Annotated in this window: 23 protein-coding genes; 12 read left to right on the top strand and 11 right to left on the bottom strand. The window is 47.9% G+C overall.

Going from position 1 to position 26736, the window contains the following annotated elements; genetic code table 11:
- Positions 1 to 92 precede the first annotated feature (92 nt).
- From EDC56_RS14000 to EDC56_RS13970, 7 genes are all read left to right on the top strand, one after another.
- Complete coding sequence (locus tag EDC56_RS14000) at positions 93 to 671, top strand: class I SAM-dependent methyltransferase (RefSeq protein WP_123713190.1); 579 nt, start codon at positions 93 to 95, stop codon at positions 669 to 671.
- Positions 668 to 2002, top strand: a complete 1335-nt coding sequence (locus EDC56_RS13995; protein WP_123713189.1) for a protein NO VEIN domain-containing protein — start codon at positions 668 to 670, stop codon at positions 2000 to 2002. The genes EDC56_RS14000 and EDC56_RS13995 overlap by 4 nt, the downstream gene beginning before the upstream one ends.
- Positions 2003 to 2062: 60 nt before the next feature.
- Complete coding sequence (locus tag EDC56_RS13990; protein ID WP_245980706.1) at positions 2063 to 5551, top strand: DEAD/DEAH box helicase family protein; 3489 nt, start codon at positions 2063 to 2065, stop codon at positions 5549 to 5551.
- Positions 5552 to 5694: 143 nt separating this feature from the next.
- Positions 5695 to 7293, top strand: coding sequence for a type I restriction-modification system subunit M (locus tag EDC56_RS13985; RefSeq protein ID WP_123713187.1), 1599 nt, complete (start codon positions 5695 to 5697; stop codon positions 7291 to 7293).
- Positions 7290 to 8471, top strand: a complete 1182-nt coding sequence (locus tag EDC56_RS13980) for a restriction endonuclease subunit S (protein WP_123713186.1) — start codon at positions 7290 to 7292, stop codon at positions 8469 to 8471. Before EDC56_RS13985 ends, EDC56_RS13980 begins: the two co-directional genes overlap by 4 nt.
- Positions 8472 to 10238 (top strand): anti-phage dCTP deaminase, encoded by a 1767-nt coding sequence (locus EDC56_RS13975; protein ID WP_211333705.1) that lies wholly within the window; start codon positions 8472 to 8474, stop codon positions 10236 to 10238. It begins immediately after the preceding gene.
- Positions 10239 to 10291: 53 nt separating this feature from the next.
- The gene (locus EDC56_RS13970; RefSeq protein ID WP_123713185.1) at positions 10292 to 10555 is read left to right on the top strand and encodes a hypothetical protein; all 264 of its coding nucleotides are present in this window, start codon (positions 10292 to 10294) and stop codon (positions 10553 to 10555) included.
- A 372-nt stretch (positions 10556 to 10927) separates the two neighbouring features.
- Here EDC56_RS13970 and EDC56_RS13960 read toward each other — a convergent pair whose 3' ends face one another.
- Positions 10928 to 11902 carry a transposase gene (locus EDC56_RS13960; RefSeq protein WP_123713184.1) on the bottom strand — a complete coding sequence of 325 codons (975 nt, stop codon included), beginning with the start codon at positions 11900 to 11902 and terminating at the stop codon, positions 10928 to 10930.
- Between the two features lie 131 nt (positions 11903 to 12033).
- Here EDC56_RS13960 and EDC56_RS13955 point away from each other — a divergent pair, with 131 nt between their 5' ends.
- The 5 genes from EDC56_RS13955 (at position 12034) to EDC56_RS13935 (ending at position 15513) form a co-directional block, all read left to right on the top strand.
- Positions 12034 to 12726, top strand: coding sequence for a hypothetical protein (locus EDC56_RS13955; RefSeq protein ID WP_211333704.1), 693 nt, complete (start codon positions 12034 to 12036; stop codon positions 12724 to 12726).
- A gap of 57 nt (positions 12727 to 12783) precedes the next feature.
- Positions 12784 to 13191 carry a hypothetical protein gene (locus EDC56_RS13950; protein ID WP_123713182.1) on the top strand — a complete coding sequence of 136 codons (408 nt, stop codon included), beginning with the start codon at positions 12784 to 12786 and terminating at the stop codon, positions 13189 to 13191.
- Positions 13192 to 13366: 175 nt separating this feature from the next.
- Positions 13367 to 13987 (top strand): AHH domain-containing protein, encoded by a 621-nt coding sequence (locus tag EDC56_RS13945; protein WP_123713181.1) that lies wholly within the window; start codon positions 13367 to 13369, stop codon positions 13985 to 13987.
- On the top strand, positions 13984 to 14511 hold the full coding sequence (locus EDC56_RS13940) for a hypothetical protein (protein WP_148059418.1): 528 nt from the start codon (positions 13984 to 13986) through the stop codon (positions 14509 to 14511). Before EDC56_RS13945 ends, EDC56_RS13940 begins: the two co-directional genes overlap by 4 nt.
- Before the next feature lie 156 nt (positions 14512 to 14667).
- Positions 14668 to 15513: a hypothetical protein gene (locus tag EDC56_RS13935; protein WP_123713179.1), complete on the top strand. Its 846-nt coding sequence runs from the start codon at positions 14668 to 14670 to the stop codon at positions 15511 to 15513.
- Between the two features lie 292 nt (positions 15514 to 15805).
- Here EDC56_RS13935 and EDC56_RS13930 read toward each other — a convergent pair whose 3' ends face one another.
- The 10 genes from EDC56_RS13930 to EDC56_RS13885 all read right to left on the bottom strand — a co-directional run bounded on the left by EDC56_RS13930 (position 15806) and on the right by EDC56_RS13885 (position 26413).
- Positions 15806 to 16645, bottom strand: coding sequence for an alpha/beta hydrolase (locus tag EDC56_RS13930; protein WP_123713178.1), 840 nt, complete (start codon positions 16643 to 16645; stop codon positions 15806 to 15808).
- Positions 16633 to 16980: a hypothetical protein gene (locus EDC56_RS13925; RefSeq protein ID WP_148059417.1), complete on the bottom strand. Its 348-nt coding sequence runs from the start codon at positions 16978 to 16980 to the stop codon at positions 16633 to 16635. The genes EDC56_RS13930 and EDC56_RS13925 overlap by 13 nt, the downstream gene beginning before the upstream one ends.
- A gap of 81 nt (positions 16981 to 17061) precedes the next feature.
- On the bottom strand, positions 17062 to 17667 hold the full coding sequence (locus EDC56_RS13920; RefSeq protein ID WP_123713176.1) for a hypothetical protein: 606 nt from the start codon (positions 17665 to 17667) through the stop codon (positions 17062 to 17064).
- A gap of 484 nt (positions 17668 to 18151) precedes the next feature.
- Positions 18152 to 19015 (bottom strand): hypothetical protein, encoded by an 864-nt coding sequence (locus EDC56_RS13915; protein WP_123713175.1) that lies wholly within the window; start codon positions 19013 to 19015, stop codon positions 18152 to 18154.
- Positions 19015 to 20208 carry a hypothetical protein gene (locus EDC56_RS13910; protein WP_123713174.1) on the bottom strand — a complete coding sequence of 398 codons (1194 nt, stop codon included), beginning with the start codon at positions 20206 to 20208 and terminating at the stop codon, positions 19015 to 19017. Before EDC56_RS13910 ends, EDC56_RS13915 begins: the two co-directional genes overlap by 1 nt.
- 111 nt (positions 20209 to 20319) lie before the next feature.
- A complete protein-coding gene (locus EDC56_RS13905; protein WP_123713173.1) occupies positions 20320 to 21204 on the bottom strand; it encodes a hypothetical protein in 885 nt (294 codons plus the stop codon).
- A gap of 380 nt (positions 21205 to 21584) precedes the next feature.
- Positions 21585 to 22646, bottom strand: coding sequence for a riboflavin biosynthesis intermediates N-glycosidase (gene ribA, locus EDC56_RS13900; protein WP_123713172.1), 1062 nt, complete (start codon positions 22644 to 22646; stop codon positions 21585 to 21587).
- Between the two features lie 487 nt (positions 22647 to 23133).
- Positions 23134 to 24585, bottom strand: coding sequence for a DUF4332 domain-containing protein (locus EDC56_RS13895; protein ID WP_123713171.1), 1452 nt, complete (start codon positions 24583 to 24585; stop codon positions 23134 to 23136).
- Between the two features lie 716 nt (positions 24586 to 25301).
- Positions 25302 to 25478 carry a YjfI family protein gene (locus EDC56_RS19820; protein WP_211333703.1) on the bottom strand — a complete coding sequence of 59 codons (177 nt, stop codon included), beginning with the start codon at positions 25476 to 25478 and terminating at the stop codon, positions 25302 to 25304.
- Positions 25479 to 25633: 155 nt separating this feature from the next.
- On the bottom strand, positions 25634 to 26413 hold the full coding sequence (locus tag EDC56_RS13885; RefSeq protein ID WP_123713170.1) for a BspA family leucine-rich repeat surface protein: 780 nt from the start codon (positions 26411 to 26413) through the stop codon (positions 25634 to 25636).
- Between the last annotated feature and the right edge of the window lie 323 nt (positions 26414 to 26736).

The following is a 26736-nucleotide window of genomic DNA, read 5'->3' as shown; positions in this document are numbered from 1 at the left end:
TTAATGTGTTGGCCCTATACAGTATAGCGTTCACAAGGTGTGAGCCGAGACAGGAGGCGCGTGATGGTTCCGCTTTGCCCGCTCATTGAGCGATGAGTCTTGATTTCTATCGTCGCCATGCGGCGAGGCTGAGCCGTCAGTACAACGAGCAAGCGCCGGAGCGGGTGCATGCCAGCTGGTTGCGTTACCTACCGGTTCAACCGGGGCGCGCGCTAGATGTTGGCGCGGGCAGCGGTCGCGACGCCGCCTGGTTGGCGAGTTTGGGCTGGCAGGTGCAGGCGATTGAGCCGGTGGCGGCACTGCGCGAAGCCGAGCCACTCGCCGCCGGCCTCGCCATCGATTGGTGTGACGATACGCTGCCGCAGCTGAGCAGCCAGGCTGGGCAAGAGAGCGGTTACGACCTGATTCTCGCCAGCGCCGTCTGGATGCACCTGCCGCCGGCGGAACAAACCCAAGCACTCAGCCGACTGCAGCAACTGCTGGCCCCCACCGGCAACCTGGTGATTAGCTGGCGCAACCAAGCCGATGAAACCGAGCGCCGCTTCTACCCGGTAGATACCGCCCAGTTTGGTGAGGGCGTGTTGCTGAGCAGCGACGATAAGTATGGGCGCGACGGGGTGGTTTGGCGGTATGTGGTGATGGGGCCGACAGGCGAGGGCGGGGTGCAATGAGTTTGCTGGATTATGAGCGGCGTTTTGCTGACCTGAACCTCAATCGTTCGACGGGGCAGGCCAGCCCGCATAAGGTGGCGATGCTATTGGCGGTGATGGAGCTGATTGATAACGGCACGATTGTTGAAAACGAGATCTACTACAACGATGCGCTGACTACCGCCTTTAGCAAGCACTTCGCCCCCCTGCGTGGCGCACGCGATCACGATAACCCCTACCTGCCGTTCTTTCACTTAAAGCGGGAAAGCTTTTGGCATCACCAGCCAAGGCCCGGCCAGCGTGCCGCTTATGAAAACTTAAAGAGGGTCACCGGTCCCGGCACCATCGATCAATATATTCTTTACGCCCGTGTCGACGATGTGCTGTTTGAGTTACTGGCTAACAGCACAGCACGCCAACTACTCACCGCGGCGTTGCATCAAAATGTGGTGATAGGCGACCAGCAGCGCCAGGCCTTACTCGACGTCGGGCAGGGTTGGAACTGGCTGGAGTGTGAGGCGGCGGTAGACGATTACTTTGCCATGCTCTTTAAACAGCTGGCAGGACAGCCGTTAAACAAGGCCGCCCATAACCGTCAGCTACAACAAAAGCTGAACAACCGCAGTAAAGGCGCGGTGGAGTTTAAGCACCAAAACATCTCGGCGATTATGATCGACTTGGGCCAGCCGTTTTACTTAACAGGCTATAAGCCCGCCTATAACTACCAAGCACAATTGAAGCAGGCTGTACAGGCACGCTTGGCATGCCCGGCGCAATGGCAAGATTTGGCAGGCGTTATCGATACCGCGATACAAGCCCCAGAACAAGCGATCGCAGAGCAACAGCTCGACTGGGATAAGGTGTTAGACCCTGATTTGCCAGAGCCACCGCCGCCAGCGCCAGCCCGCCCGCGCAAATTTCTTGCCTATCGCACAGACTATGCAGCGCGTGAAGCACGCAACCGCTCGCTGGGCAACGCGGGGGAGCAGTTTGTGGTGGCTCTCGAGCAGCACCGCCTTCGGCAAGCGGGTAGGGATGATTTAGCGGAAGAAGTGTTGTGGAGCAGTAAAGAGAAAGGCGACGGTTTAGGTTATGATGTGCGCTCGTTCGTATGGCGGGATAACAAGCCTATCGATACACCACATTTCATCGAGGTGAAGACCACCAACAGTGGCAAGCATCAGCCGTTTTTTATCACTGATAACGAGCTGGCCTACGCCCGCGAATACGCCGATCAATACAGTTTGTATCGAGTGTTTGATTTTAACCGGCAGGCGAGGATTTATCGGTTAGCGGGGGCGGTGGAGCAACACCTGAAGTTACAGCCGACTACTTATAGGGCGAGTTTTTGATGAAGAATAAAACGATAAGAACTGTAAGTTTAAGTCTTCACTCGGGGAAGGAGTTACGTTTTGTCATTGAAGCCTAATAAGGATAATACTGACCGATTTTCGAATTTTAATTTTATTATCCCCTTTTGGCCTGATTTAGCACGGTTCGCATCGGATGCTGAAAAATACGCTTTCGATGACCCGCAATCGGCGTTAATCAAGCTGCGCTGCTTTGCCGAAAAACTCACAGGCATCGTCTATCGCGAATTCAACCTGCCCTGCCTGCCCAACGACAAGTTTATGGATCGTTTGGAGGGCCATGCTTTTCGTGAAGTGGTAGACAGGGTCATCGTCGACAAGTTGCACGCTATTCGCCGCGAAGGCAATAAGGCTGCGCATGAGGGAAAGGTTGGCAAGGGCAGCAGCCAATGGCTGATCAAAGAGGCGTACACACTAGCCTGCTGGTTATTTCTCACCTTCAAAAAAGGCCCGGCGACGGATTTAATCGCCTTTACCGCCCCCCAGCCCAGCAACAAAGTGCAGGAACGACAGGCGCAATATGCCACCAATGCCCTTAAAGGCAAGCTCGATGAACAGGAACAACGCCACCAGCAACTGCTGGAAGAGCTGACCAAGTCCGAAGCCGTCGAGCAACTGGCCCAGCAGCAGGCGGCACTTTTAGAAAAGAGGCTGGACGAAGCCACCCGTCGTCAATACAAAAGCCAATCCGACACCGCCAAGAACGCCCTAGAGCTGAATGAGGCCGAGACCCGCCGCCGCCTAATCGATACCGAGTTGCACAGCCGTGGCTGGGATATCGACTTGGTCACCGGCAAAAACACCGAAGAAGTGACGCTGGAAGAACAAGTCGATAAGCAGCCCACCACCTCCGGCATCGGCTATGTCGATTACGTGCTGTGGGATGACAACGGCAAACCGTTGGCGGTGATCGAGGCCAAGCGCACCCGCGAAAGCGCCAAAAAAGGCCGCCAACAGGCCAAGCTCTACGCCGATAGCCTAGAGGCAAAATACGGCCAGCGGCCAGTGATTTTCTACACCAACGGCTACGACATCAGCATCTGGGATGATCAACAGGGTTACGCCCCCCGCGAGCTCTATGGTTTCTACAGCAAATCCAGCCTGCAGTATTTAATGCGCCAGCGCCAACAGCGTAAAGATTTCAATACAGCGCCAATCGACATGGATATCGCCGGCCGTGATTACCAGATAGAAACCATCAGCCGTGTCTGCGAGCGCTTTGCGCAAAACAGCCGCAAGGCCTTGGTAGTGCAGGCCACCGGCACCGGTAAAACCCGTGTCTCAATCGCCCTGAGCAAACGGTTGATCGACGCCGGTTGGGCCAAGCGTGTGCTGTTCCTCTGCGACCGCAAAGAGCTGCGTAAACAGGCCGGCAACGCCTATACCGAGTTTCTCTCCGAGCCCGTTTACGTGGTCGGCAAAAGCAGAAAGGCCGACATAAAAAACGCCCGCATCTATGTCGCCACCTATCCGGGCATGCTGCGCATCATGCAGGAGTTCGACCCCGGCTATTTTGACCTGATCATCGCCGATGAATCGCACCGCTCGATCTACAACGTCTTCGGCGATGTATTCAAATACTTCGATGCTCTGCAGCTCGGTCTCACCGCCACCCCGGTCGAGATGATCAGCCGCTCCACCTCCAGGCTGTTTGGCTGCGATTACAAAATGCCCACCGCCAACTACCCGCTGGAGCAGGCGGTTGCAGAGGGCAATCTGGTGCCGTTTAAGGTGGTTAGCCACACCACCCAGTTTTTACGCGAGGGCATCAAGGGTCACAGCTTAAGCGACGAACAAATAGCCGAGTTAGAAGATCAGGGCAAAGACCCCAATACCCTCGATTTCGAGGCCAGCGCCATCGATAAAACCGTCTTTAACAAGGATACCAACCGCCTCATTCTCCGCAATCTGATGGATAACGGCCTGCGCCTGGCTGATGGCCAAACCCTCGGCAAATCGATGATCTTCGCCCGCAACATCGCCCACGCTGAACTATTGGCGGAATTATTTACCGAGATGTACCCACAATACGGCGGCAGCTTCTGCCGTGTTATCCACTCCAAGTACGAGCGCGCCGAAGAACTGATAGACGACTTTAAAAACAATGACGGTAAATCCAACAACGTCACCATCGCCGTCTCGGTCGACATGCTCGATACCGGTATTGATGTGCCGGAGGTGCTCAACCTGGTCTTTGCCAAGCCGGTTAAATCCAAAGTCAAGTTTTGGCAGATGGTCGGCCGTGGTACCCGCCTATCTAAAGACCTGTTTGGCCCCGGCCGAGATAAAGAAAAGTTCCTCATCTTCGATCACTGGGCCAACTTCGAATACTTCGAGCTAGACCCAGAAGAAGAGGAGCGCCAGCCAACCAAATCACTCAGCCAGAAACTGTTTGAGGCCCGCGTGGCCTACGCCGATGAGGCACTGAAGAAAGGCCAGCTGGATAGCTTCGGCAAGATGGTAGTGCTGATTAAGCAGGACATCGACAGTCTCGACGACAACAACATCAATGTCAAAGACAACTGGCAGCTTAAACAACACCTCAGCCAGTTGGATGTCATTCACCAGTTCAGTCCCAAGACTAAGACCGATCTGCTCGATACCCTGGCCCCGCTGATGCAGTGGCGCAATATTCAGGGCCAGAGCGAGGCCCTCAAACTGGATATGGATATCGCCAACGCCCAATACGCCCATCTGTTAGGCGCCAGCAAGGGCGACGAGCTGCAACAGTGCCGCCAGCAGCTCAGCGATAAAGTCCGCAACCTATCGCTGCACCTCAACCAGGTGCGCAGCCAGGCTGCCACCATCGGTCAGTTGCAGGATGATGGCTTTTGGCAAACTATCTGCTTCGATGATTTAGAACAGGCCAGAACCAAACTGCGGCCGGTGATCCACCTGCAAAACAAGGGCGCCAAACCGCCGCCAGAGCCAATCAACATCATCGATATCAAAGAGGATGAGGCCGAGATAACCAGCGCCGAGCGCAAGACCAATATCCGCACCGTCGACTATGAGATCTACCGCCAGGAGGTCGAGAAAACCCTCACACCGCTGTTTGATAAAGACCCGGTGCTGCAAAAAATCCGCGCCGGCGAAAGCATTAGCGAGCAAGAGCTGGCCGCGCTTAACGCCCTGGTCCACACCCAGAACGCCAGCGTCGATTTGCAGCTGCTGGCCGAGTTCTTTCCCGAATCCAGCGCCGGTGTCGATCAGCTATTACGCACCATCATCGGCCTCGACACCGCGGCAATCGAGCTGCAGTTCCAGCAGTTTGTGCAACAGCACCATATCAGCCTCTCTGCCCTGCAGCAGCGCTTTATCAGCCTACTGAAAGGGGAAATCTGCAGAAGAGGGGAAATCACCGTCGCAGACCTGTATGATCAGCCCTTTCAATCGCTGCACCAAGACGGCATCGACGGGCTGTTCCAAGACGAGCAGGCGACGCTGATCGCCGGCTTTATTGCCGGCTTTACCGTCGAGCCGGGCGAACCCCGGCCACAGCTAGAGCAGGAGGTCGCTGTCAGTAACTGATCAGCAGCGGCATTATTAATCGACAGCAGCGGCATTTGACCGACACCAGCAACACTAACATTCATGCCAACCCGCAATAGCGGGCTGGCGACAGACAAAAAGCCCGGCGGCAAACCGCAGCGGGCTACAGAGACATAACCACCATGATTACCGGCGCCTTAAAAAGTAACATCGACAAACTGTGGGAAGAATTCTGGACCGGCGGCATCACCAACCCGCTCACCGTGATAGAGCAGATCACCTTTCTGATGTACGCCCGCCTACTGGATATGAACGAGGCCTCGGACGAGAAAAAAGCCCAGCGTACTGGCAAAGATTTCAACCGCCGCTTCGACCACCACCAGCAAAACATCCGCTGGCGCAACCTCGTCCACCTCGGCTCTGAGGAACTCTACGCCACCATCCGCGATGAGCTATTCCCCTACTTTAAAGACACCGCCAATGATAGAGGCGGCGAGGGCTCGTTATTTGCCGAGTTCATGAAAGACGCCCAGCTGATGATTCAAAAGCCCAGCCTGTTGGTCAAGGCCATTGCCATGGTGGACGAACTGCCCTTAGATAAAGGCGATACCAAGGGTGATTTATACGAATACCTACTCAGCAAACTCACCACCGCCGGCATCAACGGCCAGTTCCGTACCCCGCGCCACATTATCCGCACCCTGGTAGAGCTGATGGACCCCACCGCCACCGACCGCATCTGTGATCCAGCCTGTGGCACCGCCGGCTTCCTCTCCACCACCTACGAGTTCATGGTAGAAAAATACAGCTCGGCCGAGGGCACATTTAGCGATCCCGTCACCGACGAGGCGGGCAACCCCGTGCTCGATGACAAGGGCCAACCGCAAATCAACACCATCTACTCCGGTGACTTGCTAGGGGATGACCGCAAACACGTCGATACCGATATGTTCCACGGCTTCGACTTCGACGCCACCATGCTGCGCATCGCCGCCATGAACCTCGTCATGCACGGCGTCGCCGAGCCCGACATCCACTACCAAGACACCCTCAGCCAGCGCTTCTTAGAGCGCTACCCGCAGAGCGCCAGCGAGGGCTTCGACCTCATCCTCGCCAACCCGCCGTTTAAGGGCAGCCTCGATGCCGAGGATGTCGACCCCGATCTGCTGCGCACGGTAAAAACCAAGAAAACCGAGCTGCTGTTTGTCGCGCTGATTCTGCGCATGCTAAAAACCGGTGGCCGCGCCGCCGTCATCGTCCCTGATGGCGTCTTATTCGGCTCCTCCAAGGCCCACCAACAACTGCGCCAAACCCTGATAGAAGACAACCAGCTAGAAGCCGTGATCAGCCTACCCTCCGGTGTGTTCAAACCCTACGCCGGTGTTAGCACTGCGGTACTGATCTTCACCAAAGGCGGCGAGACCGACAAGGTCTGGTTCTACGATGTCGCTGCCGACGGCTACTCGTTAGATGACAAAAGAACGCCGATAGACGCCAGCGACCTGCCCGACGTGAAAGCCCAGTGGCAAGCCATCAGCCAGCTACGCCAGAGCAATGATTCAGAGCAGATCACCGCAGCCTTCGGCGACAAGACCCAAAAAGCGTTCATCGTCGACAAGGCAGACATCGCCGCCAACAAATACGACCTCTCCATCAACCGCTATAAAGAAGTGGTTTACGAGGAGGAGGTTTACGATCCACCGAAGGTGATCCTCAAGCGTTTGATGGCGTTGGAGACTGAGATTCAGCGGGAGCTGAAAGAGCTGGAGGGGATGCTGTGAGTTGGCCAACTGTTAAGTTAGGAGATATCTTTGATATCTCCTCTAGTAAACGTGTTCATCAGGAAGATTGGCGGGAGGAAGGTGTTCCATTCTATCGAGCGAGAGAAGTAGTTATTCTTGCTAAAGATGGGGTTGTTGAGAATAATTTATTTATTGAAGAGGCTATGTATGAAGAATACAAAGAAAAATATGGCGTGCCTCAAGAAGATGATATTTTAGTTACAGCTGTAGGAACGCTAGGTCAGACTTATGCTGTAAAGAAGGATGATCGTTTTTATTTTAAAGACGCTAGTGTCATCTTGCTTCGAAAAAAGACCGAAGTAAATATTCCATATATCCTACACGCTTTAAACAGTGTTGATGTGCAGCGGATTATAAAAAAGTCAGATGGGGCGACGGTTGGTACTTATACAATTAGTAGAGCTAAGGAAACCGAAATCCCCCTCCCCCCCCTAGCCGAACAAAAACGCATCGCCGCCATCCTCGACAAAGCCGACAACCTGCGCCGCAAACGCCAACAAGCCATCCAGTTAGCCGACGACTTCCTCCGCGCCGTATTCCTGGATATGTTTGGGGACCCGGTGACTAATCCGAAGGGGTGGCCTATTCAGAATGTAGAAGATGTTTGCACTGACATTGTTGATTGTATTAACAAGACGGCTAAAACAGTTGATTATGAGACGCCGTATAAAATGATCCGAACAACTAATGTACGTGATTATGAGTTGGATTTAACCAACTGTCGTTTTGCTGAAAAGGATGTTTATGAAAAATGGGTGAGCCGATTAGTACCAGAAAAAGACGACATCATTTTTACTAGAGAAGCTCCTGCTGGTGAGGCGGCAATATTTAACTCTGATGAAAAAGTGTTCTTAGGGCAAAGAACTATGCAGTTCCGACCTGATCAATCTGTACTCAATTCATGCTTTCTCTTATACGAAATGATGGGGGGAGGTATAAAGCGTCAGATGGATAAGATGAGCAGCGGCTCTACTGTAAAACATTTGTCAGTACCGGAATGTAAAAAGTTTAAGGTCAGGACGCCACCCTTAGAGTTTCAGAACAAGTTTAAGAAAATTCGAAATAAGATTTTGACACTTCAGCATAGCGAGAGTGACGCGGAGGCACTCCCTATGTTTGATTCAGTCAGCCAAAGTGCATTTTCAGGAGAATTATAAGTGAACAACGAAAATATAGAACAGCTGTTCCATGGACGAACTGAATTTGCCATTATTGGTATGACGGGACGCACAGGTTCAGGATGCACGACAGCAGCCTCTATGCTTGAAAACGAAGCCATTGAATACCCCACATACCACGACACAAAAGTTAACGGGACAGCTTTCTACAAAGACCTTAACGGCAAACGCTACAATATAGTAAAAAAATATGCGGAGCATAACCGAACAGGGTTTTATTCCATAAAAATTAGCGATGTAATATCTGCTTTCCTGTTGCGACTGAATGAAGGTGATTTAGTTAATTTTATATTTGAACATCAACGAGAAACAGTTCGAGCAGATCGAGAGCAGATAAAAGAATGTATAGTGAAAGCATTAATATCTAGGAACAGGTTGATTAGTCAGTATGGCGACATACAGAAACATTTCACGAACACAGAAGAGACCACTCCTGACTTTGATCGCGAATACTTCCAAGGATTTATGCTTAGCATCCGTGCATTTAATGGTTTATTAAAACGGCGTTTAAAGAGCTTGGATGCCAGCCTGTATGTTTCTGTATATCAAGCTGCAGGGGATTCAATTAGAAAAGTAGGCAAGCTAACCCCTGATTACATTAGTAAAGACGTAATTCCCTCTGCAATATTCCTCCTCCCAGAGACCGTCAATAATATTATAAAAATAATCCGGCAATTAAACAAAGCAAGTGATCAACGTACCTTTATCGTCATAGATGCCATCCGAAACCCTCAGGAGGCTCGTTTCTTTAAGGACCGTTACTCAGCATTTTATTTAATGTCCGTAAACGCACCGGACAAGGACAGGAAAGAATACCTTAAAGTTGTCCATAAATTTACAGAAGACCAGTTGATTGAGCTTGACAAGAAAGAGTCAGGAAAATCTTTGGAAGACAAAAAATTGTCCAAAAAGGAGAAAAAAGAAGCTGCGTGGATTGGGCAAGACGTCAAGAAATGTATCGAGATGTCAGACATTCATATTTTCAACCCTCGAAACGAATTAAGAAACAACAATGTGTTGAAGGCACAGCTAGCCTGGTACACATCCTTAATCAAACACCCAGGCTTAGTATCGCCAACCTCAATGGAGCGAGTGATGCAAATTGCTTATACAGCAAAAGCAAACTCCGGCTGCATTTCAAGACAGGTTGGGGCGGTAGTCACAGACGAAAACAGTTCAATAAAAGCCGTGGGCTGGAACGACGTTGCAGAGGGGCAATACCCGTGTTCCCTCCGGTCTGCGGAGGGGCTACTCAATGAATTTGACCCCGAGATCTATAGTGAATACGAAAGAAATAACGATGATTTCAGGAAGCACATCGATAAAAAATACGGTGCTTTAATCGCAAAATCTACCGCGCTTGAGGGCCGGAATTTGGCATATTGTTTTAAAGATGCAAAGAACAATATCAGCGATGAAAGGAACCAAGTGCACACTCGATCTCTGCATGCAGAAGAGAATGCATTTCTTCAAATCGCCAAATATGGCGGCCAAGGGATTCAAGGCGGGAAACTATACACAACTGCCAGCCCTTGTGAGCTCTGTGCAAAAAAGGCTTATCAGCTTGGTATAAGGGAGGTCATTTATATTGATCCTTACCCTGGAATTGCACGCGAACACATCATTAGTATTGGCAACAACCCTCCAGAATTGGTGCAATTTCGTGGCGCAGTTGGCAAGGCATACCATTTACTATATGAGCCAGTAATGTCCTATAAAGACGAGTTAGATTACTTTTTAGACTAAACATAAGAAATAAAATACTCGCCCCCTTCAAGCACCCCAAAGCAGGAACCACCATGGCCGACAGCACAAAATATCTCTTTAACGGCAACAGCTATGGAAAGGGCCGTCTGGTCCATGCGGTGGCTCAACACATAATGGTTCAGCAGGATGTCAACTACAGTGAGTTGAAGGCGCTGTTTGGTGAAATTGAAAACGTCCGTGATCTGATGATAGATCAGGCCGAGGAAAAATTACAAAGACACCCACAGAAATACCAAAAATACCAAGCCACCCACATTAAATTGACCTCTCCCCAGTCCTCTTCTAGAGTTGAGTAAAGGCTCTAGAATAGGGATATCAAGCCATGGCTACACCTCGCAAGACTATTGTCAGTTTGGATGACACGCCGTTTTATCACTGCGTTTCTCGCTGTGTTCGTAAAGCTTTTCTCTGTGGTACCGACGCCCATACGGGGCAGTGCTATGAGCGAATCAAAATTACAAAGACACCCACAGTAAGCAGAACCCAGTAAAGCTCATTGCCATAGCCATCATCTCGCTCCCTCAAGCACTTTTCGACAGAAAATAGGTGAGACGGGGTAAGGTGAAGCGGGGGGCAGGCTTGGTTATGGGGATCTGAGCGGTATCTAGACGTAGTGGATCACGGCTAAGGGGTCAGCCGGTGGTAAAGGTATGTTGATTGAGGGCTATCTAACCAAAGAGGGAGCGGCAGGTTGTTACGCCGTGTCGTCGTTTTCGCTTGTGGTGTCTCTGGTAGTCATTGAGGCTTTCTGTGCTACCCACGGGGCCGGTAAAAAGTTGCTCGAACGAGGTTGTTAGCATCAGCCAGTTTTCTGTCGGGATATTAAGTCGCGTTAGGATGTCTTCGGCGTTGTCGCTGATATAGCCGCGTTTGCTCTTGCGCAGCACTCGCCCCGTTTGGTCGACAAGGCAAACGTAGTCTTTTAGGTTGAAACACAACCCCTTGGGCATCTGTTGACGCTCGTTACCAATGAAGGGTAGTAACTCTTTTGGTTGTTGGCCTTTATGTACGGCGGCTATGCGCAGCCTAATGCTGGTGTGGGCTGATGCCTCAGGTGTCTTCGCCATTTTGGCTCTAACGGGGTTTAAATCCACGTAGGCCATGCAGGCGATGAGGGCGCCTTTATCAAGCAGTGCCTGAGACTTAAACCGTCCTTCCCAGAAGCGGCCGGTGCAGCCATCCTCCTGATTGGCCAGTCGTGCAATCGGCTCATTTAATGCGCGCATAAACCAGCTGATGTCGACTAAGCGACGACGGTACTCTGTGATGATACTGTCGAGCGTATCTCGCTCGTATGATGCAATAGCTTGGCCTCGGGCGAAGCGCTGGGTCAGCAGGTTGCCCTTGTACAATTGATGCCATCGCTCGACGACTTCGCGCTGGCTCCATTGTTGAACTTCATCTTCATCAACACGTAACACCAGGTGAACGTGGTTGCTCATGATAGCGTAAGCGCAGATATCAATGGCAAAGACGCTAGCAAGTTCTAAAGCACGAGACTCCACCCAAGCCCGGCGGTGCTCATAGCTCTCGCCGCTGTATGGGTCGTTGCCACAAAGAAAGGCACGCCGTACGCAGCGAGAGACGCAGTGATAGTAGGCGGTATCGGCTAGGCTGACGAGCTGTTTGCGTGGTGTTGGCATGGGCAGTCCTCCCTGACTTATTTGAGTCTAGGAGCGAGTGCATTGTATGGCAATGATGGCAGGTGCCTTGGTAAGATAGGTCATGAAGCGCACTAGCGCTGGTTGAAAGTTAATGGGGCAGGGATGAGTTTGTGATGAATATCACCGAGAAGTATTTAGAAACGATTAAATCAACCTCTGAATGGCTAACTATTTCAGAGTGGGCTGTTAAGGTCGGTGAGCAGTATCCTGATTTGTTGGCTAAGGCGGAAATAGAGGCTTGTAATCAAGCTAACGATACAACAGGGGTAAGAGAGATTGCGGCAAGGATTAGTTCTGCAATTTCGCGAGGTGCCTATGTTAATGACTTAGATATCGATGCTAGTGAAAGACCGAGGAAAGTAAGGTATGCGACAGCAGAAGAGATCAAGCAACATGAAGCTGAAGAAGTTGAAGATGATGTTGCGCCTCTTCGACGAGATGAGATTATTAAGCGAGATTTAGCATGCTTAACCACACAAGAAAGCTATCGAATTACTGAGCTAGAAACATTGGCGAAGTTACTTAAGCAGTTCTTTTCTTTGGACTTTGAAGTCGATCATGCACAGGCCTTGCTGAATAACCATGCTCACGGTAAGCATCACCCTGATAACCTTCAGTTATTATTAAAAATTCACAACGGGAAAAAGAACAGTAATAATTGGCAACGCTTCACTATTGATGAACAGCTAGATTATATAAGGGTCGCGGTTAGGCTTCAGGGTATTATAGCGAGTCGGTTATCTGTAGAGATGGTTGGAGAAGTTTTAGAGTCTTTGCTGGAAAGACTTAAGAAAGTTTACTAAATAAGGTCGCTGTCAAAGGAAGGGGCGGAATCAACACTAACAGACAAGGTAGTAGAGATGAAAATAGCATTGCCAGATCTCGAAGAACAAAAACGGATGGTTTTCGAGCAAAGTACCCAAGAGGCGATCGCGACGCTAAAGAGTAATCTTAAGGCGCCTACGTCCCCAGCACTTACAGAACTCGACGAAAATGAATTCTCGAGCAAGCACTTACTGCGTGAGCGGGAAGGCTGGGAGGCTCCAGCCCCGGAGATAGTCCGCGCATACTTTAAACAGTTTCAGGATATTTTCGCCGACTATAACACTGACAATAAGCTCGCTGACCTGCTAGGCCTATCAGGTAATCGCCGTATTAGAGAGTTTAAGCAAGGCACGCGCAAAGTGCCGTATAACGTTTGGCGTCACTTCTTGGTATTGACCGGCCGGGTACCGCAGGATGTCATAACAGTGATGGGTTACTTATAAAAATTAGCCCCGAATTTCCAAAACGGATAATAAAAACATCCATAGTTAGCATTAACCAACATCAGCATGGTTTGCTCAATGGTACGGAACTGCATTGCTGGCCTTGCGATCGGCCCTAGAGCAAGTTAACAACAAATGTTATGTTAGGGAAAACTGAGCTTACAAGGATTGTAATATGCCAAGCGTCAACCATGCGCCCAACTGTAATTCATCCCCCCTAGAGTCGGCGTTGCATCAATTTAAGCAGCACCTTGGTGCCATGGGTAAGTCACCAACGGTACATCAAAAGCGCCATATAGAGCTAGAGGAGGGGCTTATTAGCAATCTGGCTCAAGTAGAGCAGCGACTTGAGGAGTATGAGGGCTGGGTTCGTCAGGCGACGGCAAGCGAATTGCGTGAGGAGGGGCATAATAGTAAGCGGCTAGGACGAAATTTAAGGGCCGCGGGGCGTGCAAAGCCCGATGATCGCTGTGATGCGCACGCCATCGTTTCAGGTAAGCATAAATATTCTCGATTGTTGCGTATTACGCTGTCAATGCGACAAATTGGTGTTGATGAGGCGGACAATGGTTGTTGGTTACCGCGGTCGTGGTCTAAGGATCGAAATCATTGGGCGCTGTCACATGCGGTGCCACATAGTAGAATACATCGGAAGTCATATTATCGATGGTTAGAGATTGAGCTACCAATGCGATTGACGTCGAATCAATTGCGTGAGAAGTTGAGGACAATTGGTCGATTGCTACAGCAGAATAAGTCAGAAATACCTTCGTGGGTTAGGGAGTGGGAAGAGTGAAGCTGTTTAGATTAGATAGCCCTGGAATGGATGTTGCCTTTAGCGATGATGAGTTTGCGTTATTTGATTCGCTAGGGGAGGGCTTCATCATGGATTATAGTGAGCATGAGATATTGGCTGATCGATGGGTTGAGCTTGAGGGAGTGTCGGAAATTGAAGATATTTCAGGTATTGATGCGTGCGTTATGCATTCCCGCTTATTCTTGTCGTCGCGATGTGAAACATTGTTCCCTGTGCTGCGCCAATATGGTGAATTGCTACCTTTTACAATCAAAGGCGTGAGGTATTGGAGTTTTAATTGCCTGCGTAAGTGTAATGACGTGGTTAGCTCAAAGACGAAAAGAAATAGCTCGGGTTGCCTGTTATCTTTGAGCTTCGAAGGTACTGATGCTAATGATGGTGAGCTATGGGTCACGAATCTTGATAATTATACCGGCCTATATTGTACTGAGAGCTTTAAAAACCGCTGTGAAGAGGCGGGGTTGCGGGGTGTTGCTTTCAAGGCTGAGGGTGATTGGCTATGAATAATTACTTGCTCTAAGGTATGCTAATCAATGGCATATGGATTATAGGTAGTATAAATTAGATCGAATATATTTATCAGCACATTGCCTGGATATACGTCGGTAACACATGTCGGTTTGTTTGATGGAATACAGGATGTATAAGAGGGGGGGGCAGTGTTTAGTGAGTTATTGGCATTTAAGGAGTTAGTCTCGTCTTTGTATAATTGGCTTCGTGGACGTGGTGCATCATCGGAGAAGGGGGCGAATGGTGAGACTATTGGTGAGCGTTTTATTCGTTTGTTTAAATCACACGGTGTTCACCATAATCAAATTCCAAAGTTCTTTGGGCATAATATATCGCTGGCAGACTTGCAGGATAACGATAGGTTGCTGGATAAATTAACGGATAAGACTTTACAGGACGCTGCGGATTTATTTTCGGTGCGGCGAGAGTGGTTGGACGGAGCATCAGATAAGGTATATAAAGCGCATTATTGCTATAAAATGCCAGAACGCTTTGTCAACTTGATAAACACATTAAAGCAGCGGTCGGAGATTATACATGGTCGTTTTTTTATAGCCCCTGAGTCAAAAGGTTGGCAGAGTTGCCAGTTGGTTATAGAGGAATGTGTAGGTAATATAGGTGATAAGCAGGTTTTTCGTTACCATTTTCTAGATGATGAAATGGACTTTCACTACTGGCGATGTCGTTGCTATTTTGTGTTTTTCATCGCTTATGCAAGGGAGCAGGGGGTCTATATAAATGCCAGTTTGATTACAAAAAGAGATTTTGTTCAATTTTTCGAAGATCATAGAAACATTCCAAAGTTAGATGAACATAGTGGTGGAATGTCTTCGATGGGGCAGCGTATCGATGTTGAACAGTTGATTTATGATACTGATTACCTGACAGAGGGGTTGAGGGGGTTGGCTATTGATAAAACCTTAGCGCTTAATTTGTGGGATGAGTTAACTGATAGCTATCTTAAAGAAAATATTAGGCCACTCACAATAGACTGACCTCTTCAAAGTCCTCTTCTAGAGTTGAGTAAAGGCTCTAGAATAGGGGGTTAAAGCCATGGCTACACCTCGCAAGACTATCGAATTACAAAGATACCCATAGTAAGCAGGCCCCAGTAAAGCTCATTACCATAGCCATTACCTCGCCCTCTCAAGCACTTTTCGACATAAAGAATGTGCGTCAGGGTAGGAGAAAGCGGCGGGCAAGCTTGGTTATGGGGTTCTGAGAGGTATTTAGGCGTCGTGAACTATCACTATATGTCTGGTCAGAGTTAAGCTTTCAAGGTTTTAATTAGGGCTTCAGTTGCCCTAGCCATTGGTTAATGGCGGGGTAATACTCATCCTGCTGATCGATGGTGTTATGCGTCGCCTGGTGATAAACGGCTCTGTCTTTTTTGCCTGGCCAGTGCTGGTATAGCGACTCGGCACTCGCCGTGGTGGTGACTTTGTCGTTACCTGCAATCATGAACAATGTAGGGGGGAGCGGAACTGTATTGCTATCGATAGCGGCTAGGGTATTAAATTTCTGGTTCAGTAGCATATTGACTGGTAGCCATGGGTAGTGATGGCTGGCAACGTCAGCCATGCTAGTAAACGGGGTAATCAACAACAGGCCCCGAATGTGAATGGGCTGCTTGCTTTGTAAATAGATGGCTGCATGTACTGCTACCGCAGTCCCCAGGCTGCGGCCCATAATCACCAACTGAGAGGGCGCTACGCCCTGTGCTAGCAGCTGATCAATAATGGCTTCAGCATCACTAAATAAGGTCGCCTCAGAGGTTGTCCCGCTGCTCTGCCCGTATCCACGATAATCGAAGATATAAAACTCATTCACCTCTAGCTCGCGGGCGTGGTAAAGCATATGGCTACTAGGCTCTGCGTTACCGCCAAAATACAATATTGTCGGCGCGTCGTTATCACTGTGCTGAAAGCTTCGTTGGTAGCCGGCGAGGCGGTTATTATTCGCCGTGATGAATATTGGCTGGTAAGTCGTTCCCCGCATGATCACAGGGTCGTTGATCGCACCGGGGAATAAAATGGCCTTCTGCTTAAAAAAAATCAGGCCACAAAGAACGGCATAGCATGAGCAAGCAATGGTTAGCGTGTAGATGAGTGCGGTCATCTTTGGCATAGGCTTTCAGGGGTAATGCCATCGTCACCATCCATAAGTTTTTTAACACAGATGCAGATGTTATCACCGATGACCCCAAGGGCAGCGGAATCTCCTTCAGTCAGTGAGCCTAGCTCGACTTTAGGTAGTGTTAGTGTGATGGTCTGCTCGGGCTTATCGGTTAAATAACCCCTCACAACTTGTGGTTCGGGCATGTTTGCGATTAAGGACGGTGTGCGCAGAATGCCGAAAAGGCCCGACTTAGCGGGGGCTATGTCGTCGATAGTGAGCTGAAGCACACGATCGGGGGTGCGATCATTGGGCCACTGCCAGTGTAATTCTTGCGTTGCAGCCATAGCACAGGCTCCCGTGAGTAAAGTGATGAAAATGGTAATTATGTTCAATTTTATAGTATTCATAATATTTTAGTGAGCTTCTCACCATGTTTTCTCTGGTTCGACAATTTCAGGGGCGATAATTTCAGCTCGGTATTGATTTTCACTGAGTTTCTTAGCGCCAATATGGCCGCTGCGAATGGCGATATTTCTATCGGGTTTGGCTTGTAATTGTTTAAATAAATTATTGGGCGTATCAAGCCCTGGTATGCCCTCGCTGACAATATTAGCTGTTATAAAGGCCTTTGAGGCATGGCTGGAGCAATTGCTACCCAATATGTTGAATCGGCCTGGTTTCAGTCGTAGCTGACGCCAAAAGTTGTCGAACAAAGCGGCTTCTTCAATACTGGCATCTATAATGAGTAGGGTGGATTTTACGTCATATCGCTTCGCTTCTTCAGCATCCACGTAATAGGGGCGAATCCTCTTCATCACTGCGTAGTCGGCGGCAACCCCCTTCATATTCATCCCTGATCTGTTCCAAGATACCGAGAACCCCCCGCCACTTGCTGGCGCATTATCACCAAAGAAGCCATAGGGCTCGCCATTGCTAAGTATGCAGTCGGCATGTTGTTCTAGTAGCCCGGGTTCGTGATCGGCAGAGTGTTTACCACGGATAATCAATCCGATACGGCGGCTGGCAGTCATTAGAATATCCTTATTCTTATTCCATTAAGATAATGTTAAAGAAATAGGTAGAGCTTAGCTAGACTGTCTTGGCATAAATTACAAAAATATATCTGTTAGCTTAGATCTGTAATATTCGTTGTCATGGCCAACATGCCAATCTCATAGACACCTTCTGTTAGAAGCGTACAGATTAAGGCAATGGGAGGTGATTTTTAGGCGCTCAGTTCTAGATCGAGGAACGCCACATAGTCTTTTTGGTTGAGGTGAATTACAAAGACACCCATAGTAAGCAGAGCCCAGTAAAGCTCATTACCATAGCCATCACCTCGCCATCTCAAGCTCTTTTCGAAAGAAAGCATGTGGGTAGGGTAAGGGGCAGTGAGAATTAGCTATGGGTATGATGAGCTGAGTGGCATGTAAGCATAGTAGGCCGAAACACTAAGCCACCCAGACTCTATCGCAGTAAATCACATGGCTGTAATTGGGGGATGTGTTGCCGATGTTAGTTAGGCAGTACAGCATTCTTCTCCTGGATAATGCCGATACCACTAGGGTCAACATCTGCAGGCCAGTTGAGAGGGGGCATGCTATTGCTGATAGCCGCACCAGCTGCGTCGATGGAGGCCATCTGTAGTTCCGACTCGGGCGATAGCGTTAATGCGAGGCTACCGACGATATCGTCAATCATTTGGCGCAGAGGTTGTAAATTAATTCTTTCGTCGCGTTGTTCCATCGAGCCTGCGCAGGCGTGAGAATAGGTAAATGTTATCTTGATTATCTTATCTTTGCTGACGGGGAAAAATACATTATGGTAGCGGCGACTGGGCACATTGATGGGGTGGATATCTAGCCTTATAGCAGGTACTGGTAAACATAGAATAGGTTGCCAGTTAAGCGGGCCCTGCCAACGGGGGGTGTTTGGGCTATATTCATCATGGCCATGTAAGGCTGTAAGGTAGCTTAACGTTGCAAGCTCGAAGGCCTTTGGGTGGAAAAATGAAATATTGTCTTGAGGCTCGCTGAGGTGAATAGCGCCGATATATATGCTGAGATCAGCCATATAACCGGTGAACCAAGGACCGTAATACCCCCATGAGCGAAAAGCAATAGTCTCTGCTTTCCATGTATTACTGGGTAATACACCATCGTTGTAACCGACTCCACGTAGTTCGTAACGCTTTGATAATATACGAGCCTGCTCTCTATTTCGGTTATAAGGCGCATGCCGTGGCATTGCTAAACTTAGTATATTATCTGCTAGATTGATTTCTAGCTCTTTATTGATGTTAAACGATGGGCCTACCGGGGTAGTTCTACCTTGCGCTGTACGTAATCGTAGGCGGTTATATTTGAGACTATTAAACATTAGAATTTGCCTTTAATTTTGTCATGGTGGCTAGGTAAGTATGCCTCGGTAAGCGTGCTACCAAGTTTAGCGATAGAGGCTGCGGAAGCAAGTGCAGTGAGGAATGTTACAGCCGCCGCCGGTGCTGCTAAAGTCACTCCGCCAGATGCGGCGATCGTTCCGACAGCAGCCATCACCCCCTTGCCGTATTCAAAAGTATCTGCGGCCGCTTTTCCCATGCCATAGTTTGTTTCGTTTTTCCTACGGCTAGCGATGACCTTTAGTTGATCGCTATTGCCGATAACATCAAGTGCATGAGTTTTAGAAAACTTCCGGTCGAATGTCAGCCCGACTGCATTGGCAGCTTGATAAGCTTTGTTAGGCGAGGTTGTGGGGCGGTAAAGGAACGCTGTGTGAGAGTCTAGCTTTATACCTTGATGCGCTAAAATTGCCAAGGCTTGTGTAAGTATGGCGGAGCCACCGAATTCAGAAATCCACGCCACCCCTTGAATATTTTTAGCTTTGTACATGGTTTGAGCTAATAATAGGGCGGACTCGTGAATATCTGAAATTTTCTCGGGTGAGATTGATTGTTTTAAATTTTTAAGTCCACCAATTGATTTTTCTCCAGGGGTATAATGCATGTCAAAGCCTTTTGCATTGACTTGTCGTTCGCCACCTGATGTGGGCATTGCAGTAATACGGGGGAAGCATTTGTCAGCGGCACTATCAGGGCTCTCATGTGCAGAATCTGTTATTGCAACCAGCCGGAACTCTGAGTTTTTAATTTTGTTTTTAGCTTGATACTTTGCCGACCATGCTCCGTCAGTGACTTCGGCGCTATAGAGACCAGGTCTCAGCTCTTCTTTTTGTAACTCGGCATAATCGAGGTTTGCCTCAAGATGTAGAACTTTAAAAGTATCGTCAGGTTGTTTTTCTGCTGTTAGTTTGCAACCAGGTAGAATGACAAAGAACTCTTCAGTGCCACCACGGCAAGGGCTGTTGGGTTTAATAAAGATATTATTTTGATGGAGTCTCCCAGCTGCTAAATCATTAATACCATTAACGCTAAGCTGCGCCCAGTGATTGCCTCTTCGTGCTAGCTTTACCATCTCGTGATAGATTGGTTCAGCTTGTGGGGTGATAGTGACACTTTTTCCAGCATTATTGCCGGCTATCACTAGTTCGCGCTTAACTCGTTTGTCAGAGAACATAACCACATCCGTTTGGTCGCTTTAATGAATGAGAAATTGCTATTCCGCCGATATCATACTCTTATCTTGTCGGCTTTGGCGATTGTCGTTTTAGTTGATAATGATATTGTTTCAGTTGTTGTAGCTAGGTGCAGGGCTCCCTGGCTTTATAATCAATATGTCTTCCTCTCCTTTATCCCTGTCCCCGCGTCGCCATTCAGGGTAGCGCCAGGGCTCCGGCTCACGCTCGGGCTGTGCTTTGGCGGTGGGCCATTGCTCTCGCGCGCTAATGAGTTGTTGCTGCGCACTGGGGCTGAGTTGGCATTCGATACTCTTACAGACAGCATCTCGTATCTTATTCATGTGGGCGAAGCTGTATTTTGCTGGTGCATAACCTAAATAAGAGAAGTTGATAAACAGGTAATGGCGGTCGCCGAGCGGTATGTGAAGTGTGCTGTCTACTTGAGTTTCAGAAAAGGGGAGTGGGGCTGTCGTAAAGTCGCTAAAGTCCTTGCGGGTTTCATAGTAAATCCAAGTATTGCCGTTCTGCTCATGCAGTCGCCAATTGACGGGGGCTTTGACCTTGGCGTACTCCGGTGATGCGGGGCCGCGGGAGTGGGCAGAGCGTAGTACCAGTTGCTCGAAATGTGCAGGGTTAAAGCAGCTCATTGCTTCAGGCATCTGGTCGGTGCGCATCAGGGTGATTGCAAAGGTAATGCTGCCGAAAGGGCGACTGCGCCAGGGGGGGCCGAGTAGCTCCCAGTCACGTGCATGAATGCTTTTCATTGCAGAATCCGACCGCTGCCAGACGGGTAGATGGTTGGTGTTATTGTAGGTCTTATCATCAAACACATTAACGTGTGTTGGCAGATGGTCGGCCTTGAAGCCCTCGTAGTCCATATGCGGGAGGAGGTCCATCGTGATGATTGTGCCGGAAAGGTTGATTTGCACTCTTTCGGGCTGATCGCGGAATGGAATGTAGGGTCGCTTGCGCGAGGCAAAGAGTCGTTTAATCATAGTGTGACTGACCTATATCCTTATGTTAGGCGCTTTTACTATCAGCATTGTAGAGTGTGCTACCTGTAATTACTAGTGACCTTGAACAGTGTGATTAATGACTCGGTGGCGCAAAGATTACGCTGATTTGAGCTGAAGCCAATACCCAATTTTGAGGGGGGTAGCATATGACGCGCCTGGCTAGGGCAGCGGCATGGGGAGTTACAAACGCATTACTTACCATTACCCAACTAGAGCTTGGTTTGCTCAATGGTACCGTACATCACTACCATGTCGCATAAGATCAATTTGATGTGTTTATAGGGCAGTGAGGATGTGGGGCTTAATAAGTAAGTGGTTAAGTAAATAGCGTATTACTTAACCATGCCTTTATATTGGACTTAGGCAGCTTCAGTATGCTTTCTCGGCGATTCAAATAGCTCTTTCCGAACTTGCATCAATAAATAGCCGAGACGATTTTGGCCCGTTCCGTCGCCAGGATCTCCCCAGTAATTATCTTGATTGGTTAACTCAACTAAGTGACGGTTGGCAGTATTCATTAACTTTGTACGTAGGTTTGGATGTTGGCTAAATTTAGCAGTTAAACCTTCAAGCATAATGGCCTCGCGTATAGTCATCCAATCAGATCGACAGTGCTTAGCATTTATATTATAGGCGTATTGTTTTGCTAGAATTGGTGTTTCACACGAGCGTATTTCCTCCTGCAGTTCCAGTTGACTGAATTTTTGTGCCTGATAAAAATGCTCTACACTAGGCCAAATTTTATTTCTTAGAAATATGGCATGCTCTGAGACGTTCGTGAATTCTCCCCAAGGTTGGTCGGCATGGTAAAAGTGAATGGTGTCACTTGAGGCTTCTGATTCTAATGGTAGGTTGTGCCCAAGTTTGGTGTTTTTTGTTTTCAAATATTCAGAGTTTTCAGGGCGAATATTGGGGTGAGTATTGACGCTTGAAACCTCAATACCGTGCTTTTTTAAAAACGCTTTTTTCCTAGGGTTGTTAGAGACTAGTCGAACAGAATTTATATCTAGCTGCTTCAGAACAGCAATGGATTCAACGTATGATCGAACATCCTGGGATAAGTTTAATGCATCAAACGCCTCTGCTGTATCTAGCCCGCCTTCTTCCATTAAGCTAACTGCTTGAATCTTTAGTGAAAGGCCATGGCCCCTGCCTTCTTGATGTTGATATATTATAAGACCTGAACCTTCGCTAGCGATCATCTTCATCGCTTCCTTCAGTTGATCAGCGCAGTCGCAATCTAATGCTCCAAACACTTCGGAAGCACGGCATGAAGAATGTACTCTAAATAGTGTATTATTAGAGAGTTCGTTAATGTCACCCATGCAAATCAAGCTAATATTTTCGTTTTCCATGTCATACATACGAAAATCACCTACTGAAGTAGGCAACGTACACCAATTTTTTAATTCGAAATTCATTATATTATCCTTAATTTAATCAATCCTTTTTGTTACAGCAGTCATTGAATAAGAGTCTGCTGAACCGCGACGATTATGAAGAGAATGTTGTGTTGCGTCAATAATCTTGCTGGTTCGCGTCAATTAATATGGTGGTCGGATGTTTGGGGTATGGTTTTTCCTGGGTTTGAGTTAACTTGATAAGGTAGCGCACCCTGTTATTCCTCAAAAACACTAACCCACCAACATTAGACACGCATAATGACTTTAGACGAGGGACGGATAGGCTTTAATTAGAGTGGGTGGCTTGGTAATTCTGCCGATTGAACAGAGCCCTATTTCGCATTTTTATTAACTTGACGAAGGAATAGTTTGCGAATGAATCGAGCAGTGCAGGGGATGTTAGAATGACCGGCAACCAGTAACGCAAACCCTAAACTCGTCAGTTTCAAACCACAACAAGTTCAGGGGGATCAATTATGCAGTTATATTGTCGCTAAAGTAGGGGTTAATGAGTGACTATCTTAGGCAGTTCTTTAGCGAGATCTACCCACGCCTGAACGTCTTCGAATAGTGGTAGTTCATTGATTAGAGCGCGGTTGTCATTCACCTCTGTCAATGAAATATACAGGTTGTCCAAGTTCCGCTGAGCCAGTTCAGGCACACTGTCTATTCCTATCAACTCAAGAAGATTAGCTAGCTCAGGATTGATCCCTTTAATTCGTGTCAGATCCGCAGTATTCACCCAGGTTAGTATCAGTTTTTCGCAGATACCGGTTTTTTGGGCGATGTCTTGTCGCCCTTTTCTGGTTGAGCCTTTGGTTAGGAGTTGCGATAAAACGAAAATCCCCTCAGCTTCTAACTGTTTTGCTTGATCAGGAGTTACACTTTTGATCGCCTGTGTGTGCGGATATTCAGTGAGTACGCATTCGAGATTGAATGCATTTGTGCCATTGTACACCCCTTCAACCTTATAGCTGTACGATGTAGTATGGCCGTCATAATCAGTGACGTAGCGACTTACCGTGGCAACGTACGGCACATCGCAAACACCGAGCCTGACGATAGCATCCGCAATAACGGTGGTATGAGGTGGAGCCGTAACCGGGAACCTCGCTGTAAAAGACTGTGAGTCGGAGCTACTTTCGCTGCCGCCTTTGGTAAAGGACATTTCTGCAGTTATCGTGGTTTCGTTTTCCGCTATAAAGGGAACGCCGGCAGTAAACGTCGTCGACATACTCGCTGTAAAGGTATCACTCCACTCAACGCTCTTACTTGTTTCGATGGTTTTGTTGACGGTAAACTCCATTTCCTGATCAATAGAAGTCTTGTTGACAAGCTCCTGTTGGCCAATCGAAAAGGGCTGCACTGATGTTGTGAGTGCATCGAGATCAAATTCGAGGTCGCTAATGATTTCTTTACTGACCGTGGCAGCCTTCTCAAGCGTGAAATGTGTGTATTCGCCATCTTCAGGTAGCGGATCATACTTCAGAAAAACAATGGAGCCTTCCATTGATTTTACGCTGTGACCTGCACAGTGTAATGACACTTTATTGTTAGCTTCTGTTTTAAAGGTAAACTTGTGTTTGATTTCTCCCTCGTACGGAAGCCCTATTGTTGATAGAAAAGTCCAGCCGTAACCGAAATAATGATCTGGGTGGCAGTAGGTACTATCGGAAGCAAATAGATAAAAGTGCTCGCTGTCCAATACTTCGATGGTGAAAAGGCCTTCCTCTTTTGGTATCTCGCTGTCTGCACGATAATTATAGTCAGGACGGTGCTCGAGGTAACAGCCTTTAAAATCTTTGAGAATAAAGGAATCACCGCTGTATAACGTTAATTCATCGGAAACTACGAGTGGCTGATCAAATTTTTTGATGGTTCTCTTCGGGCGGTGGCGGATAAGATCGGTTTTGATTGGTTGGCTAAAATTATCCAGTATATTGATTTCTTCAGGCATAATAATCCATTAAATTAATTTGTTTTTATTAAATAGGAAAGCTTTTGCTCTCCACACGTCCGTGTTGTTGCCCTATCAGGGAACTTGGCACTGCTGTTACGCGGCCATGGTGCCGGAGCATAGTAATACTATTTATGATAAATAGCCAAATTCATTGGTAAAATATCACTGATTCGCTAGTCTAGCGATTATAGACGGGCCATATATTTTTCGGTGGTTTGCCAAGAACTTTATTTAGCTCCGTTTCTTGATGTATTTGTAAAGAATTTCGTATTGTATCTATTTCTCATAAAGGACGATGTAATGAAAATTGACGTGGCTGGGTTGAGCCTCACTTCCTTGAATTTTAGTGCAATGAGGTAAGCCTGAATCAGCTCAGTGAAGCTAGCGCCATCATCATTATGCCAGGATTAGAAGCGTTATGAGCAAGGTGCAAGAATACCCTCTTTTGAATTTCCTAATTCGTATGGACAGGCACGACCAATTACCACAAGATCAATACAATACTCTTTAATGATGGGGAGCCTCCTGGTACACCTACTTGAGGAGGTCGCTCATCTCATAGATGGTCTTCAGGTAGTTATCAGAAATAATCGAAAGTATTCACAAATAACGTACTGATCATCTATTTTTGCAAAAGCCGACAATGGCATCGGGATATTAATCTCAAACATTGCCATGCGACTTTCTTGTTTAACCTCATCTTCACTCCAAGGTTAGCTGATATAGCGAGTATGCTGCTGTGTTACCGATACAGGCACCTCCTCGCGACCAGTGATATTAACCATCAAGGCTTCTCCGTCACCTTCTATCGGGTAACAGTCGAATTTAAGGCCTGTGTAGCTCTTGTCGCCAAGATTATTTAGGTGGTTGGCAATATTGTGAATATTCATGTTTGTTATCTTTGAATTATTATAACTTTTAGGCCAGGTATAGTTAGAACGTAATAACAAAAACACCCATCACCACCATGTCGCATAAAATCAATTTATTGCGTTCAGAGGGCAATGAATGTGGGTGTCTTGTTAGGTCTTGGGGCGTAACGTGTTTATTTACCGAAATTAGGCATATTTTTGGCTTCTAAGGCGCTGCCTGGAGCGAAGTCGCTAGCGGGGGTGTCTACTCTCGTTACATTCCACGTTGTAATCGGTTGATTAAAAGTGGCAGCTTCACCGAACATATTGTACATGGACCTCACCTTTGAAGTGTCCCAATCGCCAATAGGCTGGTTGAAAGCGCGTGTTCTAGAAAACATTTGAGCGGTTTCAGTCACGCTGGAGGTGTCCCAATCACCAATGGGCTGATTAAAGGCGTCAGTAGTACTAAACATTGCGAGCATATTCTTCACCCTTGATGTATCCCACTTACCAATAGGTTGGTTGAAAATGGTGGCTCCAGCAAACATGCCTATCATGGTCGTCACACGAGAAGTATCCCAATCGCCAATTGGCTGATTGAACGCTTTGCAGCCCATAAACACCCCGTCCATGTTCTTCACGTTGGAGGTGTCCCAATCACTAATTGGCTGATTGAAAGTGTCCTCATACTGGAATAAATTTTCCATGCTTGTGACGTGGGAGGTACAGAAGCGAAGTTGATCATTCAGTGCACGAATACTTTTGATTGTTTGGTTGTTAACAACAGCGTAAGTGATGTTGTTGAGTTTAAATGTGGACCCTACTTTTTTATCGAGGCAAGTCACAGCCTTGCTACCCTGTGAGCTTGTATGTGGTCTGTTTTCTTGAGTGCCCCGTTCAGAAGTAACTCCATGGCAGCCCGGTAATAAGATCGCTAGCAAAGGAATGATTAATAAACTTATTTTGTTCATTGCACTCAAGCTCCATAGGGTAAAGTATTCATATTGATTATATTGTATCTATCAAATCGGGAAGTAATTGGTGCTATGTCAAGATATCCTTCTACCACTAGGCAATACCCTAAGAATTACAAAGACACCTATAGTCAGCAAGGCTCATTGCCACAGCTATCATCAAAGCTTCTCAAGCACTTCTCGACAGAAAACATGTGAACTGAGGTAAGGGGAGTGGCAGGTAAGTTTGATTGCGAGAATCTGAGCAGTATTTGGGCGCAGTGAGTCACTTCTGAGGGGGAACCGGTGCTAAAGGAATTATATGACTTAGCACTGTCGAT

The organism is Sinobacterium caligoides (genome assembly GCF_003752585.1).
Taxonomy (GTDB): Bacteria; Pseudomonadota; Gammaproteobacteria; order Pseudomonadales; family Sinobacteriaceae; genus Sinobacterium; species Sinobacterium caligoides.
Note: the sequence above shows the minus strand (reverse complement) of the source record. Positions and strands in the feature narration are given on the sequence as shown.

What these genes read in the sequence shown, in the direction of transcription:
- EDC56_RS13895 (WP_123713171.1), bottom strand. Translation starts at nt 24,585, where the DNA reads ATGCCTGAAGAAATCAATATACTGGATAATTTTAGCCAACCAATCAAA.
- EDC56_RS13920 (WP_123713176.1), bottom strand. Translation starts at nt 17,667, where the DNA reads ATGACTGCCAGCCGCCGTATCGGATTGATTATCCGTGGTAAACACTCT.
- EDC56_RS13930 (WP_123713178.1), bottom strand. Translation starts at nt 16,645, where the DNA reads ATGCCAAAGATGACCGCACTCATCTACACGCTAACCATTGCTTGCTCA.
- EDC56_RS13970 (WP_123713185.1), top strand. Translation starts at nt 10,292, where the DNA reads ATGGCCGACAGCACAAAATATCTCTTTAACGGCAACAGCTATGGAAAG.
- EDC56_RS13950 (WP_123713182.1), top strand. Translation starts at nt 12,784, where the DNA reads ATGAAAATAGCATTGCCAGATCTCGAAGAACAAAAACGGATGGTTTTC.
- EDC56_RS14000 (WP_123713190.1), top strand. Translation starts at nt 93, where the DNA reads ATGAGTCTTGATTTCTATCGTCGCCATGCGGCGAGGCTGAGCCGTCAG.
- EDC56_RS13885 (WP_123713170.1), bottom strand. Translation starts at nt 26,413, where the DNA reads ATGAACAAAATAAGTTTATTAATCATTCCTTTGCTAGCGATCTTATTA.
- ribA (WP_123713172.1), bottom strand. Translation starts at nt 22,646, where the DNA reads ATGAATTTCGAATTAAAAAATTGGTGTACGTTGCCTACTTCAGTAGGT.
- EDC56_RS13925 (WP_148059417.1), bottom strand. Translation starts at nt 16,980, where the DNA reads ATGGCTGCAACGCAAGAATTACACTGGCAGTGGCCCAATGATCGCACC.
- EDC56_RS13945 (WP_123713181.1), top strand. Translation starts at nt 13,367, where the DNA reads ATGCCAAGCGTCAACCATGCGCCCAACTGTAATTCATCCCCCCTAGAG.
- EDC56_RS13910 (WP_123713174.1), bottom strand. Translation starts at nt 20,208, where the DNA reads ATGTTCTCTGACAAACGAGTTAAGCGCGAACTAGTGATAGCCGGCAAT.
- EDC56_RS13915 (WP_123713175.1), bottom strand. Translation starts at nt 19,015, where the DNA reads ATGTTTAATAGTCTCAAATATAACCGCCTACGATTACGTACAGCGCAA.
- EDC56_RS13995 (WP_123713189.1), top strand. Translation starts at nt 668, where the DNA reads ATGAGTTTGCTGGATTATGAGCGGCGTTTTGCTGACCTGAACCTCAAT.
- EDC56_RS13960 (WP_123713184.1), bottom strand. Translation starts at nt 11,902, where the DNA reads ATGCCAACACCACGCAAACAGCTCGTCAGCCTAGCCGATACCGCCTAC.
- EDC56_RS19820 (WP_211333703.1), bottom strand. Translation starts at nt 25,478, where the DNA reads ATGAATATTCACAATATTGCCAACCACCTAAATAATCTTGGCGACAAG.
- EDC56_RS13905 (WP_123713173.1), bottom strand. Translation starts at nt 21,204, where the DNA reads ATGATTAAACGACTCTTTGCCTCGCGCAAGCGACCCTACATTCCATTC.
- EDC56_RS13985 (WP_123713187.1), top strand. Translation starts at nt 5,695, where the DNA reads ATGATTACCGGCGCCTTAAAAAGTAACATCGACAAACTGTGGGAAGAA.